The 15,719-nt window shown below is 67.0% G+C and carries 15 protein-coding genes and 1 pseudogene; 9 read left to right on the forward strand and 7 right to left on the reverse strand.

Features of this window, described 5'->3' with window-relative positions:
• Positions 1 to 3: 3 nt before the first annotated feature.
• From ACTWPB_RS15410 to ACTWPB_RS15435, 6 genes and pseudogenes are all read right to left on the reverse strand, one after another.
• Positions 4 to 813 (reverse strand): annotated as a pseudogene (locus ACTWPB_RS15410) (TerD family protein); the annotation flags it as partial.
• 32 nt (positions 814 to 845) lie between these two features.
• On the reverse strand, positions 846 to 1,175 hold the full coding sequence (locus tag ACTWPB_RS15415; RefSeq protein ID WP_387213992.1) for a hypothetical protein: 330 nt from the start codon (positions 1,173 to 1,175) through the stop codon (positions 846 to 848).
• A gap of 5 nt (positions 1,176 to 1,180) precedes the next feature.
• Positions 1,181 to 1,417, reverse strand: a complete 237-nt coding sequence (locus ACTWPB_RS15420; RefSeq protein ID WP_405147930.1) for a hypothetical protein — start codon at positions 1,415 to 1,417, stop codon at positions 1,181 to 1,183.
• An 81-nt stretch (positions 1,418 to 1,498) separates the two neighbouring features.
• Positions 1,499 to 2,752, reverse strand: coding sequence for a glycosyltransferase family 4 protein (locus ACTWPB_RS15425; RefSeq protein ID WP_446221362.1), 1,254 nt, complete (start codon positions 2,750 to 2,752; stop codon positions 1,499 to 1,501).
• Positions 2,749 to 4,293: a 1,4-alpha-glucan branching protein domain-containing protein gene (locus ACTWPB_RS15430; protein ID WP_446221363.1), complete on the reverse strand. Its 1,545-nt coding sequence runs from the start codon at positions 4,291 to 4,293 to the stop codon at positions 2,749 to 2,751. The genes ACTWPB_RS15425 and ACTWPB_RS15430 overlap by 4 nt, the downstream gene beginning before the upstream one ends.
• On the reverse strand, positions 4,290 to 5,078 hold the full coding sequence (locus tag ACTWPB_RS15435) for a class I SAM-dependent methyltransferase (RefSeq protein ID WP_446221364.1): 789 nt from the start codon (positions 5,076 to 5,078) through the stop codon (positions 4,290 to 4,292). Before ACTWPB_RS15435 ends, ACTWPB_RS15430 begins: the two co-directional genes overlap by 4 nt.
• A 187-nt stretch (positions 5,079 to 5,265) precedes the next feature.
• On the opposite strand from ACTWPB_RS15435, the gene ACTWPB_RS15440 reads away from it, so the two are divergent.
• The 6 genes from ACTWPB_RS15440 to ACTWPB_RS15465 all read left to right on the forward strand — a co-directional run bounded on the left by ACTWPB_RS15440 (position 5,266) and on the right by ACTWPB_RS15465 (position 11,087).
• A complete protein-coding gene (locus ACTWPB_RS15440) occupies positions 5,266 to 6,051 on the forward strand; it encodes an electron transfer flavoprotein subunit beta/FixA family protein (protein ID WP_067449214.1) in 786 nt (261 codons plus the stop codon).
• Between the two features lie 37 nt (positions 6,052 to 6,088).
• A complete protein-coding gene (locus ACTWPB_RS15445) occupies positions 6,089 to 7,045 on the forward strand; it encodes an electron transfer flavoprotein subunit alpha/FixB family protein (RefSeq protein ID WP_446221365.1) in 957 nt (318 codons plus the stop codon).
• A gap of 102 nt (positions 7,046 to 7,147) precedes the next feature.
• Complete coding sequence (locus tag ACTWPB_RS15450; protein WP_446221366.1) at positions 7,148 to 7,798, forward strand: Uma2 family endonuclease; 651 nt, start codon at positions 7,148 to 7,150, stop codon at positions 7,796 to 7,798.
• Between the two features lie 72 nt (positions 7,799 to 7,870).
• A complete protein-coding gene (locus ACTWPB_RS15455) occupies positions 7,871 to 8,521 on the forward strand; it encodes an ankyrin repeat domain-containing protein (RefSeq protein ID WP_446221367.1) in 651 nt (216 codons plus the stop codon).
• A 39-nt stretch (positions 8,522 to 8,560) separates the two neighbouring features.
• A complete protein-coding gene (locus tag ACTWPB_RS15460) occupies positions 8,561 to 9,529 on the forward strand; it encodes an aminoglycoside phosphotransferase family protein (RefSeq protein ID WP_446221368.1) in 969 nt (322 codons plus the stop codon).
• Positions 9,530 to 9,602: 73 nt separating this feature from the next.
• Positions 9,603 to 11,087: a protein kinase domain-containing protein gene (locus ACTWPB_RS15465; protein WP_446221369.1), complete on the forward strand. Its 1,485-nt coding sequence runs from the start codon at positions 9,603 to 9,605 to the stop codon at positions 11,085 to 11,087.
• A gap of 60 nt (positions 11,088 to 11,147) precedes the next feature.
• On the opposite strand, the gene ACTWPB_RS15470 is transcribed toward ACTWPB_RS15465, so the two are convergent.
• Complete coding sequence (locus ACTWPB_RS15470) at positions 11,148 to 12,002, reverse strand: LysR family transcriptional regulator (protein WP_446221370.1); 855 nt, start codon at positions 12,000 to 12,002, stop codon at positions 11,148 to 11,150.
• A 145-nt stretch (positions 12,003 to 12,147) separates the two neighbouring features.
• Here ACTWPB_RS15470 and ACTWPB_RS15475 point away from each other — a divergent pair, with 145 nt between their 5' ends.
• The 3 genes from ACTWPB_RS15475 to ACTWPB_RS15485 all read left to right on the forward strand — a co-directional run bounded on the left by ACTWPB_RS15475 (position 12,148) and on the right by ACTWPB_RS15485 (position 15,498).
• A complete protein-coding gene (locus tag ACTWPB_RS15475; RefSeq protein ID WP_446221371.1) occupies positions 12,148 to 13,470 on the forward strand; it encodes an NAD(P)/FAD-dependent oxidoreductase in 1,323 nt (440 codons plus the stop codon).
• A 248-nt stretch (positions 13,471 to 13,718) separates the two neighbouring features.
• Positions 13,719 to 14,537, forward strand: coding sequence for a GNAT family N-acetyltransferase (locus ACTWPB_RS15480; RefSeq protein WP_446221372.1), 819 nt, complete (start codon positions 13,719 to 13,721; stop codon positions 14,535 to 14,537).
• A 46-nt stretch (positions 14,538 to 14,583) separates the two neighbouring features.
• The gene (locus ACTWPB_RS15485) at positions 14,584 to 15,498 is read left to right on the forward strand and encodes a lysophospholipid acyltransferase family protein (protein WP_446221373.1); all 915 of its coding nucleotides are present in this window, start codon (positions 14,584 to 14,586) and stop codon (positions 15,496 to 15,498) included.
• The last annotated feature ends 221 nt before the right edge of the window (positions 15,499 to 15,719 follow it).

Genomic DNA, 15,719 nt, shown 5'->3' on the forward strand with positions numbered 1-15,719 from the left:
GAACTACTCGACCGGATCCGTCGGAGTGACGTCGGCCTGTTCAGGGGCCGCGGGTACCCACTCGCGCAGAGATTGCACCACCGAGCCGTAGAAGGCTTCGGCGGCCGTGGTGACGCTGGCGATGAAGCTGGCCGCGGTGCCGGAGCGTTTGTTGCCCATCGGGAAGGTCTGTTCGAGAGTGAACGAGACGATCGGGCTGGTGCGGCCGTCGATGAGCGACTTCGGGGTGGTTCGGACGGTGTCGAGGAATTCGCAGGTTTCATTGCCACGATCTGCGAAGACGGCCTCGACCTGGACATGCCCGGATGCGTCGGCGAGCTGTTTGGTCAGCCAGGACACCCGGCGGGCCTGGGTGCCCTCGTCGGGTGCGGCGATGGTGGTGCGGCAGCGGACCTTGTTGGTACGCACATCAGCGATGACGGTGAGGTCGCCCGCGGTTTCGGGGATGCGCAGGACTGCCTCGAACGACCCGTCGGTGGCCAGTCGTTCGGCGACGGCAGCGGCGCGTACCGCCGGATCGGCGTGGAACTTGCGGGCGAGGACATGCTTGACCTCGACGCCGAGTTCGGCGGTGAGCCGCAGCGCGAGGTGCCTGCACAGCGATACCCATGTGTCGGCGACCGTCAGAGCTTTCGCATCACCGGCCCGCAGCGTTCCCTGGGTGACGGAATCACGGACGGTGACCCAATGCCTGCCCATGTCGACGAACTCGGCCGCGCCCGAACGTGGATGGTCGAGGAAGCGAAGGAACTCGGCGAGAATCCGCGCGACCTTCGTCAGCTTGCGGCGATCCACTTGGACGGGCAGCTCACCCGGTCCGGACAATCCGGACTACCGGGACGATGTCAGGCCTTTCCAAATCGCTGGAACGCAGCCTGGCGGGTTGTGTCCAATGCCGTGCCGATGACGGTCCAGGAGTTACCCTCCGCGTGCGCATCTCGCACCGCATCCCGCAGTTCTGCCTCGGCTTCGGCGATTCTCTTCCGTGCGGCGATGATGCGGCGGAAGTGAGTTGCGTCGGTCGCGGGGGTAGTGGCCGGATCCAACTGATCGAGGCCGGTGTCGTCGTTACGGGGCGCAGCATTCGCCTTCGGCGAGCTGGGGGCAGAGGTAGGTCGACCAGCCACCCGTCGTGGGGTGCGCTTGGCCGTGGTCTTCTTCTTGGTCGTCGGCATCGCAATCACCTCAGGTAGTCGTGAAACTTTCGTCTCAGCTGGTCGGCGTGGATGATCCGGTTCGGGACTCCGGCCGGAACCGCCACGAGTTCGAGTAGGCGCCCTGCCAGATCAGGGCCGATGATCAACAATCGCTGCTCACCGTCGTACTCGTACTCCACGAGACGTAATGCATTTTCATAGGCGTGGGTGATGTCAGCGTCGGCGATTCCATGTTTGTGTGCCGATGCTTTGATCTCCACACTGTAAAGACTACCTTTGCAGTGCCTGTTGTCAAGGAGAGGTTTACAGTGGGTGGTAAGGCTTTCGCCGGGATCCGGGCGCTACTTCGGATCACGTTCCGGCAGTGGTCTTTCCACGATGTCGGGGCGGCCGAGGGAGGTGCGGACTCGGCGTTTGGCGGCGGTGTAGACCTGGGCGGTTTCGGTGGCTACTACGTCCCAGGCGAAGTCGGCGGTGAGGCGTTCTCGGGCTGTGCGGGCGCGGGCCTGGGCGGTGGCGGGGTCGTCGAGGACGGCTCGGGTGGCGTCTACCAGGCCGTCGACGTCGGCGGGGGCGAAGGACGCGCCGGTGACGCCGTCGATCACCGCTTCGCCCAAACCGCCTGCGGTGGAGGCGATCAGGGGGACGCCCGCGGCGGCGGCCTCGAGGGCGACGATGCCGAAGGGCTCGTAGCGGCTCGGCAGGACGATGGCATCGGCGCCGTGCAGCCAGCCCAGAAGTTCTTCGTGGCCGAGGCTGCCGACGAAGTGGACGGCGCGGGCGACGCGGTGCACGCGGGCCCGCTCACGCAGCCACTCGAACTGGGTGCCCACGCCGGCGACGGTGAGGGTGGTGCCGGGGTGGGCGCGGCGGATGCGGGGGAGCGCGGCGATCGCGTCCTGCACGCCCTTCTCGTACTCGAGGCGGCCGACATAGAGCAGTCGCGGCGGGCCCGAGCGCGGCGCGCGGGGACGGAAGGTCCACGAGCCGACGTCGATACCGTTGCGGATCACCGTGATCGGGGCCAGTTCCGGTCCGTAGAGTCGTTCGACTTCGTCCTGCATGGAGGTCGAGCAGGTGATGAGCTGATCGGATTCGTTGGTCAGCCACCACTCGACCGAGTGGACCTGCTTGTTGACCCGGCCCGACACCCAGCCGCTGTGCCGTCCGGCCTCGGTGGCGTGGATCGTCGATACCAGCGGCACGTCGTAATATTCCGCGAGCGCGATGGATGGGTGCGCGACGAGCCAGTCGTGCGCGTGCACCACATCGGGCGTCCAGCCCTCGCCGACGCCGGGCTTGCCCAGTGCCACCCCGGCACGCACCATCGCGTGCCCCATGGCAAGGGTCCAGGCGAGCATGTCCTCACCGAAGTCGAAGCACGGCGGGTCCTCGGCCACCGCGACGACGAGCACGCCGTCGGCGATGGAGGAGTGCGTGGGATGGGTGACCGAATCGGTCCCCGTAGGTCGACGTGCCAGGACGACGACCTCGTGCCCGGCCGCGGCCAGCTCGACGGCCAGGTGATGCACATGCCGGCCGAGCCCACCGACCACGACCGGCGGGTACTCCCACGACACCATCAAAATCTTCATACGGATCCTTCAATGGCGGCCGACGGGACAGCGGTCGGTAACCGCCGCGCGTCCAGACCAGGGAAGAATCCGTCGGCCATCGCCCATCCTGCCGCGAGACGGGTCGCTTTGGCGAACTGTCCGGCGCCGATGGCCTCGGCGAGCTCGCGGACGGCGTGCGCGTGTTCATGGGCCCGATCGCGGGCGTACCCGGCGGCGGAGTCCTTGCTGACCATGAACGCCCAGTCGCTGGACACGGTGAGAATCGCCTCACGCAGCAACTGATCGGCGACCGGGTCGCGCAGGGATCCGTCGCGACGCACCTTGTCGAGGGTGTCCAAAGCCAGGCGAACGATGTCGGCGTTGAGCTCGACGAGGTCGGCGACCTGGTCGCCCGCCCACACCCGCCAGTCCTTGCCCGAACCCCACGAGGAGTCGTTGAGCTGCACGGGTTCGCCGACGAAGCCGTTTTCGCGGGCGTCGGCGAGGGTGCCGACCTGCACGCCCGCTTCGGGCAGCGCGCGCAGCACCTGCTCCAGCCACTGCGGCCCCTCGTGCCACCAGTGCCCGAACAGTTCGGTGTCGAACGCGGCCACCACGAGGGCGGGCCTGCCGATCCGCTCGGACTCCTCGATCAGCCGCTTGCGGACGGTCTCGACGAAGTCGGCGACGTCGCGGGTGACCGCTTCGGCCGCCAACGCGGGATCGTAAGGGGCCTTGTCAGGACCGTCGACGGTTTTGCCGGTGACGCGCGAGGGCTTGAGCCCCGTGGCGTGGTCGTAGTGGTGGAAATCACGGTAGGCGCTTTGGCCCGGGTAGCCCTGTTTCGGCGACCAGACCCGGTAGCTCACGGCCAGGTCGCGCCCGAAGGCGACCACGTCGGAATCGCGCACCGGTCTGCCGAGCGAGGTGTCACCGCGCAGTGACGGACCGTCGACCATGAAATGAGTGATGCCCGCGGCGTCGTAACCCCGTTCCATGCCGGGGGTGTAGCCGCATTCGGGTGCCCAGATGCCTGTCGGCGTGGTGCCCCAGCGCAGTCGCGCGTCGGCCAGGCCCTCGGTGAGCTGGAACTGGCGCAGGCGCGGATCGAGCAGCGGCTGGAACGGATGGGCGAGTGGTCCGCCGAGCAGTTCGATCGCGTCGGCGTCGATCAGCGAACGCCATACCGGCGAACCGCCGTGCTGCCAGTTCTGTTCGAAATCGGCCAGAGCTGTTGCGGCGAGCCGATGTTCGTGACGGCCCAGCGCCACGTTTCCCGACATCGACGCCTCGTCGGCGCGCAACTGCCAGTTGCCCAGCCAGTGATGCATGCCAGCGAGGCAGTGCGGATCGTCGAGCTGCGCGGCGAGCACGGGCGTGATGCCAAGGCTCAGCAGATGCGAATGACCCTCGGCGGCAAGGGTTTTCAGAACCCGAACCAGCGGCAGATACGACGCGGCCCAGGATTGGTAGAGCCATTCCTCGCCGACCGGCCAGCGCCCGTGATGGGCGAGCCAGGGCAAGTGGGAGTGCAGGACCAGCGTGAACTGGCCCGGCACGGCGGAGCGGGAATCGGTCAACGCGTTGCCTTTTCGGCGATCGCGACCAGGTCGAGGCTCGCGTCGATATCGCCTTCACGCAGGTCGAAATCGTCGATGGTGACGGCGGCGACGTCGGCGGTGAGGTCGGCGGGCCACGGCTCACCGGCCAGCGCGCGCTCGATCTGGGCGTCGATGAACGACCCACCGTGCTTGGCGTCCAACGCTTTCAGGCTCGCGCCGTGGTGCACGCCGAGCATCTCGGCGACGGTGAACCCGGCATCGACGAGCAGTTCGGTCAGCTCCGCCGCGTTGAGCTCGCGGGTGTGGAACGGATTGAGGGGGGTGTCGCGACCGGGGGAGAAAGTGATCCGGTTCGGCGTGCTGATCAGCAGCACACCGCCGGGGCGAAGCACGCGCAGGCATTCGCGCAGGAATTGTGCCTGGTCCCAGAGGTGTTCGATGACCTGGAAATTCACCACGACATCGACGGATTCGTCATCGAGGGGCAGCGCGGCGAGGTTGCCCTGGATCATCTCCACGCGGGGGTAGCGCGCGCGCACATGCGCGACGGCGCCCTCGTCGTAGTCAAGGCCGGTGACACGCCGGGCGACGCCCGCGATCATGTCGGCGCCGTAGCCCTCGCCCGAGCCCGCCTCCAGTACCACCTTGCCGGTGCATCGGTCGAGCAGGCGGGCATAGGCGATCTCGTGCCGGCGGAACCAGTAGTTCTCCTCGGCGATGCCGGGCACCGTCCGCTCGCCGGTCAACGGCAGTGGTTCATGTGGTGCGGCCACGGGTGCGGCAGGGGTCACAGCCTCGCTCATTGCTCCGAGGTTACTGGTACCGCCGGTTCACGCAGGAGTCAGGGACCTCTTGCGCAAGTAGGTTACCCACGGGTAACTTAGCGTAGGGTAGTGTTCCGATCTGAGCTAGAGATCTCACACGGACGTACGGCTGAGCTCGTGCGGCCCCACCACATACGTGTCCCCAGAAGGAGGTCGACGAAGACCGATGCCGAACATCGTCGTACTCATCAAGCAGGTCCCCGACACCTGGTCCGAGCGCAAGCTGACCGACGGTGACTACACCCTCGATCGCGAGGCTGCCGACGCGGTCCTCGACGAGATCAACGAGCGCGCCGTCGAGGAAGCGCTGCTGATCAAGGAGGCCCAGGGCGGCGAGGTCACCGTGCTGGCCGCCGGTCCCGACCGCGCCAACGAGGCCATCCGCAAGGCGCTGTCCATGGGCGCCGACAAGGCCATCCACATCAACGACCCGGCGATCCACGGCTCCGACGCCGTGCAGACCGCCTACGTGCTGGCCGCCGCGCTCGGCCAGGTCGAGGGTGTCGAGCTGGTCATCGCCGGTAACGAGGCCACCGACGGCCGCGCCGGTGCCGTGCCCGCGATCATCGCGGAGTACATCGGCATCCCGCAGCTGACGCACCTGCGCAAGCTCACCGTCGACGGCGACAAGATCACCGGCGAGCGGGAGACCGACGAGGGCGTCTTCAAGCTCGAGGCGTCCCTGCCTGCGATCGTCTCGGTCACCGAGAAGATCAACGAGCCTCGCTTCCCCTCCTTCAAGGGCATCATGGCCGCGAAGAAGAAGGAAGTTCTGGTCTTCACCCTGGCTGATCTGGGCGTCGACCCGGAGACCGTCGGTGTCGCCAACGCGGGCACCCAGGTCACCGGTGCCACCCCGAAGCCGGCTCGCACCGCGGGCGAGAAGATCGCGGACGAGGGCGAGGGCGGCAACCAGATCGCGTCCTACCTCATCGGTCAGAAGATCATCTGATCCGGCGCCGTCCGAGACTTCTAAGGAGAAAGAACTAATGGCTGAAGTACTTGTGCTCATCGAGCACGCCGACGGTGCCGTGAAGAAGGTCAGCACCGAACTGCTCACCGCCGCCCGCACGCTGGGCGAGCCCTCGGCCGTCGTCACCGGTCCGGCCGGTACCGCCGACAAGCTGGCCGCCGCGCTGGCCGCCGGTGGCGCCGAGAAGATCTATGTCGCCGAATCCGACGACATCGAGGGCTTCCTGGTCACCCCGAAGGTCGACGTCCTGGCCGGCCTGGTCGATTCCGCCGCGCCCGCCGCCGTGCTGGTCGCCGCCACCGCCGAGGGCAAGGAGGTGTCGGGCCGCCTTGCCGCGCGCATCGGCTCCGGTCTGCTCGTCGACGTCATCGGCGTCAACGCCGACGGTTCGGCCACGCACTCCATCTTCGGTGGCGCGTTCACCGTCGAGGCCAAGGCCACCGGCGACGTGCCGGTGATCTCGATCCGTCCGGGTGCCATCGAGGCCGCTCCGCAGGCCGGTGCCGGCGAGCAGGTCGTCGTCGAGGTTCCGGCGCAGGAAGACGGCGTCGTGAAGGTCGTCTCGCGTGACCCGATCGTCGGTGGCGACCGCCCCGAACTCACCGAGGCGAGCATTGTCGTCTCCGGTGGTCGCGGTGTCGGTTCCGCCGACAACTTCGCGGTCGTCGAGGCGCTGGCCGACTCGCTGGGTGCCGCTGTCGGCGCCTCGCGTGCCGCCGTCGACTCGGGCTACTACCCGGGCCAGTTCCAGGTGGGTCAGACCGGCAAGACCGTCTCCCCCCAGCTCTACATCGCCCTCGGCATCTCCGGCGCCATCCAGCACCGCGCCGGCATGCAGACCTCGAAGACGATCGTCGCTGTCAACAAGGACGAAGAAGCACCCATCTTCGAGATCGCCGACTACGGCATCGTGGGCGACCTGTTCAACGTCTCCCCGCAGCTCACCGAGGCCGTGAAGTCCCACAAGGGCTGAGCACCACCCGGTTGAGTTGACCTCGGCCCGCGAAACCTGTTCCTGCGTCAGCGCAGCCCGGTTTCGCGGGCCGTTGCCGTTTCGCCGACTATGCTCGGCGCTATGCCCCTGCCCGGTGTCGAGCGTCCTGACCTGCCCGAATTCATGACGTGGGAAGAGTTGGAGCGGCTGCCCGAGGAGATCGCCGAACAGATCGAGTTGTGGGCAGGGCGAGTTGTCTGGATGCGCCGGGGCCCAGGAGAGCATCAGACGGCGATGCGCCGATTGACCAACGAAATCGAGCGTTGCGCCCGAGATGCGATGTCCGCGCATCCAGAGCATTGCTGGCGAGCGAACTTCGAAACCAATGTCTTCTTCGGCAGTGCCGGAAAATCTGACTTCGTCACCCCGGACTTTCTCGTGCACCGCTGCCTACCGCCCGGTGCCGATATTCGCGGCACCGACACGGTGCTGGTCGGCGAGGTGCTGTCACCGTCGAACACTCCCTCCGAAATGGAGGCGAAGAAGGCCCGTTACGCGGGTGCCGGAATCCCGTCGTACTGGGAAGTCGATCTGACGCCGGATCTGACCGGAATCGGAGCCCTTCGCATATACATCCTCGAGGTCGGTCACGCCGAACTCCCACCCGGTGTGCGGCCGCTCCGCAACGCGAACTATCTACTGGCAGGCCAATGGACCCCCAGCGCGGGCGCGGGCATATCCTTCCCGTACCCCTTCCCGCTCGCCATCTCCTGGACAGCGCTGACCTTCTGATTGTTTGCAGCGCTGTCGGCATCGTGTACGGAGCGGTACCGCATGCAGCGTCCTGCTCGCTAGACTGACGCTGTGCAGTTGAGCTGGCTCGGGCCGAACAACCGTAAGTCCCACAACGAGAACGGGCTAGAGCTCCGCGACAGGCTGGCCGATGCGGCGAAGGTTGGTGATTGGGAGTCGGTCATCGGCTTGGTCGCGGGTGATAACCGTGTCAACGCGGTCAGGGTAGGGGGTTCGTCGCTGTTCGCTCCGCTCCATCAGGCGGCGTGGTTGGGCGCGCCTGAGTCGGTTGTGAAGCGGCTGTTAGCTTTTGGCGCCTGGCGCACACTCCGGACTGCCGATGATCAGACGCCTGCAGATATCGCGGCAGCTCGCGGCAACGATCATCTCTCTGCCTTGTTGGTACCCGAATTGCAGCGCGAGACCTCCAAAACCACTGTCGCCCAGCTCGAATGTCAACTGCAGGCGGTGATCTACGGTCGTGTCCTCGACCTGTGTCGGGAGCATCGCATCCGCACGCCGCAGGTGGGGCCTCTGCTCGAATACCCAGCGGCGGTCATGTGGTGTCCGATCCCCGGGATGTACGGCGGCTTCTCGATCACCTTCGCTCCCGACGCCGATGAACTGATCGTCGAAAGCTGGTGTCGGGTGGTCGGCGGCTCGGGCGAGCGGCATCGGGTGCGTCCGGACGGGTTCGAACTCGTCGAGAAGGGGTTTGTCTAGGAGTTTGACCTGCACAGTGGGTGTGGGCAGGCTGGGCTGATGTCGTTGGGACGTGTGGTGTTGCCCGCGGAGGTCGAGGAGACGGTCCGGGAGGTGTTCGGGCAGGCCGGGGCGCGGTGGATCGATGAATTGCCCGGTGTGGTGGCGGGCTTGGCGGCGCGTTGGGGGCTGTCGGGATTGTCCTCGCCGTTTCGGGGCGGCACTCATGCCTATGTGGCGGCCGCGCAGCGTGCGGATCGGTCGTGGGCGGTGTTGAAGGTGCCGATGGTGGACGAGGAGAACCTTGCCGAGGCCACCGCACTGCATGTCTACGCGGGGGACGGGGCTGTCCGGCTGCTCGACTTCGACCCGGACAGTGGTGCGCTGTTGCTCGAATGGGCGCGTCCTGGCACGGAATTGCTGAACCAGCCGGGGTTTCCGAGTCTCGAGGGGCGACCGGAGAACGCGGAGAAGGTCGCGTTCGCGTGCGGGCTGTATCGCCGACTGCGGCGGCCCGTCGACGAGGTCCCAGCGGGCTTTCCGTCGTTTCCCTTCGCTACCGAGATCGTCACCGGCCTTCGCGGTCGGCTCGACGCGCCGAATTCTATACTGGCCGAGCTGCTTTCGGGCCAGCTGCGTGATGACGTCGACTACTGGTGCAGTGAGCTCTCCGAACCCGAAGGCCCCCTGTTGATCGTCAACCGCGACACCCATCTCGGCAATATCGTTGCCGCCGAACGTGAACCGTGGCTGCTGATCGACCCCAAACCCTGCCTCGGTGAGGCTGCCTTCGACGCGGGGTTCCTGCTCATGATCCAGATCCAATCCGATCCGACACGAGAACACGCGAACACCGTCGTTACCGCCACTGCGGCGGCACTGGCTGTCGACCCGGATCGTGCCCGTGGCTGGGCCTTGGTCCGAGCCGTGGAAGAGATCGCGTGGGCGATCGACGACGAGGACCACGACATGCTCACGTTGCATACCGCCGTGGCGTATGCGCTGGCCGAAAGCTGTGCGCACGGGTAGCGTGCGAGACTGCGAGTGGGGACAGTAAGGAGTGGTTGTGCTGCAGGCGGGGGCTGATTTCGCTGGGTACCAGGTGGAAGGTATACTGGGACAAGGCGGAATGGGGACGGTCTACCTCGCCAAGCATCCGCGGCTGCCGCGCAGCGTCGCGCTGAAACTGTTGAATCGCGAGTTCTCGGCCGATCAGGAATTGCACCGGCGGTTCGAGCGGGAAGCCGATGTTGTTGCGCAGCTGGATCATCCGAGCATCGTCGGGGTGTACGACCGCGGCAGCGACGACGGGTATCTGTGGATCGCGATGCAGTTCATTCGCGGAACCGATGCCGCCACTTGGGATTCGCGCGCGCACGAGCCCGGGGTCACCGCGCGCCTGATCGGTGAGACGGCGGCGGCACTCGACTACGCGAACCGGCACGCCGTGCTGCATCGTGACGTCAAGCCTGGCAACATCCTGATCGCCGATGCCGAACACGGCCGCGAAACCCGCGCGGTACTCACCGATTTCGGGATCGCCCGGGTCACCACCGCCAACACACAACTCACGGCAACCGGCACCTTCACCGCCACCCTCGCCTACGCCTCACCCGAACAACTCTCCGGCGAGATCGTCGACCACCGCAGCGACCAGTACTCACTGGCCTGCACCCTGTTCGCGATATACGCCGGCCACCCGCCCTACACCGCCACCAACCCCGGCCAGGTGGTCGCGGGCCACCTGTCGCAGCCGGTGCCCCGACTCACCACGGTCAGAACCGATCTGCCGCCCGCCGTCGACAGCGTCATCGCCCGCGCGATGGCCAAGCGGCCTGGCGAGAGATTCAGCAGCGCAACGGAATTCACCGATGCGATCCGGAATGCGCTGGAGGGTAGGCATATCGCCGCGCCGACCGTGCGCCAGCCGTGGACCGACCCTGCGCGCCATGGGCACGGCTCCGGCGAACACGGGCAGCGACGGTGGGCCGATCCTGTGCAACAGCGGCACGGCTTCAGCGGTCACGGCCAGGGGCAATGGCCCGAACAGTTCGACAATGGGGCATGGCAGCAGCCGGGACCCGGTGCCATGGTGGCCGATCCGCGACTCGCGCCCGCCGCCTTTGCCCAGCCGTGGCAGCAGGCCGCGCCGACCGGACGCGTGCCGTCGCGCGGGACAGCCATGACCGCCGGAATCGGAGCACTCCTGATCGGTGTGGTTCTGTTGTGCCTCACCGTCTTCGCGACCTTCTTGACAAGTCAGGCAAGCAGTAACGGGCTCAACACGGACGGCAACGCGATCGCCATCGCGCTCTTCGGCTTCGCCGGCATTTTCGGAACCGCCGCCGGGGTGTTGCTACTGCAGGGCAGGACGGCGGGCAGAGTGATGGCGATGATCGTGACAGCTCCCGTCCTGCTGTATGCGCTCGGCTGCGTCATCGTCGCCACTGCCGAGGAGGTCTACCTCGGCACCCTCGGTGCGTCGGTGGGGTTCTTGATCGCGGCTGGTCTGATCGGTTGCGCGGCGGCGCCGTCGACGGGGCGCTGGATCCGCTATCGCAAGGCTTTGCGCGCGAATCGCTGGTGAACTCGTGTGGAAGGTCGGTGATCCGCCTGGTCGCCGCTGCGGCTTCGGGAGCTGACCCGGTCAGTGTTGGTGGAGGGCGTCCAGGAGGGTCTGGACGATGGGGTTTTCGCGGGCGTCCTCGCGTAGGACCGCCGACACCGGGATCCGCAGGCGATGGTCGGTGAGGTCGAGGGTGAGTAGGCCTTTGGTTGGTCCCTCGTAGAGGATCGTCCAGGATTCGGGGCGGTTGAGCAGTTCCATCGTGGCCGTGTGGTCGGGCGGGATCGGCGGCCCGAAGGTGGGGCCGGTCGGGAGGTCGGCGAAGGCCGAGCGGATCAGTGTGTGCAATAACACCTGTTCCTGTTCGGGTGGGAGCAGCAGGGGATAGGGGCTCAGGTCGGCGAGGGTGACCGCGCCGCGTTCGGCCAGCGGATGACTGCTCGAGATGGCGATCACCAGGTCCTCGACCCACAGCTGTTCCACGGCGAGACCGGGCTGGTCGACACTGCCGCGGATCAGCGCCAGATCGCAGTCACCGTCGGCCACCGCCGTGATCCGCTGCCGGAACGGTTTGATCACGTACTCGATCTCGGCGTCGGGGTGCGCAGCCCGGGCGGTGGCGATCGCCGACAGCGACGGCGCGGCGAAGGACATATTGGCGGCCAAGCGAATGCGCGGTCCGGTGGTGCGCACGGCGGCGCGGATCGCCGATTCCAGACTCAGCATCTGCTTGGCCAGTGGCAGCAGCCGCAGTGTCGCGTCGGTGGGGACGACGGCGCGGGTGGTGCGCTCGAACAGTTGCGCGCCGAGGTCACGTTCGAGTCTCGCGATCTGATGGCTGATCGCGGATTGGGAGATGAAGCAGCGGTTGGCCGCGCGGCTGAAACTGAGCTCCTCGCAGACGGCCACGAAGTAGGCCAACTGTCGAAGTTCCACCAGGTACCTCCCATTGATTAGTTATGCAGATAAGAGTCATCTCTATTATGCGCCCAGGCAGTGGAAACAACTTCGTTCCGCATCGCGTTTACTCATAGGAAAGGATTCATTACCGATCTAGAACGCGATCTTGGAGCGAGCGATCATGGAACACACAGATGTCGTCATCGTCGGCTCGGGCTTCGGTGGCCTGGCCGCAGCCAAGCAACTGGCCAAGTCACGAGTCGGTGTCGTGCTGATCTCGAGCACGCCCGAACACCTGTTCCAGCCGCTGCTCTACCAGGTGGCGACCGGCGTGCTCGCGCCCGAGGAGATCGCGCCACCGATCAAGAACGTACTGCGCCGCCACCCCGAGATCGACGTCCGCCTCGGCAAGGTCACCGGCATCGACGCCGACAACGCGGTCCTCACCTACGAGACCGCCGACGGTCCCCGCCAGATCGCCTACGCCTCGCTGATCGCCGCCACCGGCGCCAGCCAGAGCTACTTCGGTCGCGACGACTTCGCCGAGAAGACCTATTCGCTCAAGACCATCGACGACGCCCAGCGTCTGCGCGACCAGATCGCCCACGTGTTCGCCCTGGCCGAGGGCGCCGACGAGGTGACCAGGCACCGCCTGCTCAGCTTCGTGGTGGTCGGCGCGGGCGCGACCGGTGTCGAGGTGGCGGGCCAGATTTCCGAACTCGCGAGAAGGCACTTCCACCAGCAGGTTTCGGTGACCCTGGTCGAGGGCGCGGGCGAGGTGCTGCCGCCCTTCGGCGGCGGGCTCTCGGAATACGCGAAGCGTTCGCTCACCGACAGCGGCGTCGAGGTGCTGCTCGGCACCTTCGTCACCGACATCGACGAAGGCAAGGTGACGGTCAAGGACAAAGAGGGCATGGAGCGCCGGATCGCCGCCGAGACGGTGGTGTGGTCGGCGGGCGTGCAGGTCGGCGGCTTCGCGACCCTGCTCGCCGAGGCCACCGGCGCCGAGACCGACCGCGCGGGCCGCATCCTGATCAACACCGACCTGACCGTCGGCGGCCACGCCGACATCTACGCCATCGGCGACATGACCTCGCTCAACGGCTACCCCGGCCAGTCGCCGGTCGCCATGCAGGAGGGTCGCCACGCCGCCGACATCATCCGCCGCAAGAAGGACGCCGGCACGCCGTTCGTCTACTGGGACAAGGGCAGCATGGCCGTCATCAGCCGCTTCAGCGCGGTGGTGAAGCTCAACGAGCGCGTGACGTTCAAGGGCACCATCGCCTGGGCGATGTGGCTGGCCGTGCACCTGATGTACCTGGTCGGCTTCCGCAACCGCTTCGCCGCGGTGGCGGGATGGCTGGTCGCGTTCATCGGGACGGCGCGTCCCGGCTTCGACGAGGCCGAGCGTGTGGAGGCTGCGCCGACGAAGGTCGAGTCGGCGGACGCCGATCGCGCCGACGACACCGTCGCAGCGGTGACCAAGGAGCGGGTGCACGCCTGATCCGCCCCTGAGACGGCCCGCCGGGGAATCGGCGGGCCGTTGTCGTTCCGCAACGCTCGAAATACACGACCGCGAACTGGGTTCAGCGCCGAAATCGGTCGTGTTCGGCTAGAAACCCGCAGGTGGGCGAACGATGGGCAGCGGCTCGGTGAACACCCGGTATGACTCCCATCTCGTTCACCGAACGGGCATCGACACGACACTGAAGCGTCGCCCCGATGCCAGCTCGAACTGGCTTCATCAGCAGTATGACAATTTCGTCCGTGTTGACCGCCCCGGCGCCGGACTCCGGGGTGGGGAAATCTCGGTACTCCTTGGTCGTCGCGTCTGATGCCGAGCACCGGGAAGCCGCGCAGCGACTGCGCTACCAGGTGTTCGCGTCCGAACCTGGCTTTCAGATGCCCGAGAACGCCACCGGCCTCGATGCCGACAAGTTCGACGAGCACTGCGACCACCTGCTGGTTCGCGACGAGTTCTCCGAACAGTTCGTCGGCTGCTACCGCATGCTGCCGCCGGACAAGGTCGACGCGGCGGGCGGCTACTACACCGCCACCGAGTTCGATCTGACCCAGCTCGATCCCACCGGCAACCGGATCGTCGAGATGGGTCGCGCCTGCGTGGTGCCCGATCACCGCAACGGCTCGGTGCTCACCCTCATGTGGGCGGGCATCCTGCACTACATCCAGCTCACCGGCTACGACTGGGTGATGGGCTGCGTGTCGGTGCCGATGCAGGATTCGCCGACCGATCCGGCCGGGGTGAACGTGCGCGGCGTGCGCGACCAGCTCCTCGGCCGCCACGCCTGCGACCCCGAACGTCGCGTGCACCCGTACAACCCGGTCGTCGTCGACGGGCTCTCCCTCGATCAGATGACCCCGCCGAGCCGGCCCAAGATGCCGCCGCTGCTGCGCGGCTACCTGCGCCTGGGCGCCGAGATCTGTGGTGAACCGGCCCACGACCCCGATTTCGCCGTCGCCGACTTCGTCGCGCTGCTCGGCATGGAAACCATCAACACCCGGTACCTGGAGCGGCTGCAGAGCGCGGCCGCCAATTTCGACGGGAAGTAAACCCATGGTGTTCGACGCGCCGCTCGCAACGCACTCTCATTCGTGGATGCCGTCGAGCCCCTGTGGGTCCGGCTGCATCGAGCCGATCGACGAGGTCGGCACCGCCAGGATGTTCGCTCGCCTGGCCGGCATCGCCGGACTGGTGCTCAGCTTCCCGGTGCTGACCATGGCCACCCCGAAGTCACGGCGTGAGCAGGTGCAGCGCCGCTACGCCAGGGCGGCGCTGGGTTGCCTCGGGATGCGGTTGCGCATCATCGACAACCGCTCGCCCGAGCAGGGCGCCTCGGCGGAGGGCTTCGCCGATACGGGCACCGCGGTGATGATCGTGGCCGGGCACATCGGCTGGGCGGATGTGGTGGCGCTGGCCGCGGTGCAGCCGGTCAGCTTCGTCGCCCGTGCCGACATGGTCGAATGGCCGCTGCTCGGCAAACTGGCCGAGCTCACGCGCGTCGTCCCGATCGAGCGGGCGCGATTGCGCGAACTGCCCGGCGTGGTCGGGCAGGTGGCGGATCGGCTGTCCGCCGGTAACCGGATCGTGGTCTTTCCCGAGGGCACCACGTGGTGTGGCCGGGCCTACGGTTCGATGCGGCCCGCCATGTTCCAGGCCGCCGTCGATACCGCCACCCCGGTCCAGCCGGTGCGGCTGCGCTACCTGGGCAGTGACGGAATGCCGTGCACCGTGCCGGGTTTCGTCGGCACCGATTCCTTCGCCGATTCCGCGAAGCGGGTGCTGCGCAGTAGGGGCATGATCGCCGAGATCGTGCTCGAGCCGCTCGAACATCCCGGACCGGATCGCCGGGACCTGGCCCGGCGCTGCGAGACGGCGGTGCGCGGCACCGACCGTTCCCGTCACGGAGTAGCCGACACCCAGTGGATCGAAGCGGGCAATACCCGCGTGCAGGACCCCTCGATGGGGGAGCAGGAGCAGGTTCGCCGTCCGGCAAGGGCTACTGCCTGGTAACCGCCCTCGGGAGCAATCGTCGACGACCGGAGGCCGCGTTCGCGGCCTCCGGTTTTGTCGTATGCGGCGGGCGAAACGTCACGGATGCGCAGTTCGGCGCCGAGGTGACGTGTCGGGTGAATCTGAAAATCTCGCGTCCGCTCGAATCTTGTTCGCCCTGCGTATGACCTGCGTATGAGCTGGGTAACAAACCGGCCAGTCGGCTATACCCAGTGGTGTGG

The sequence above is a fragment of the Nocardia sp. IBHARD005 genome, assembly GCF_052814245.1.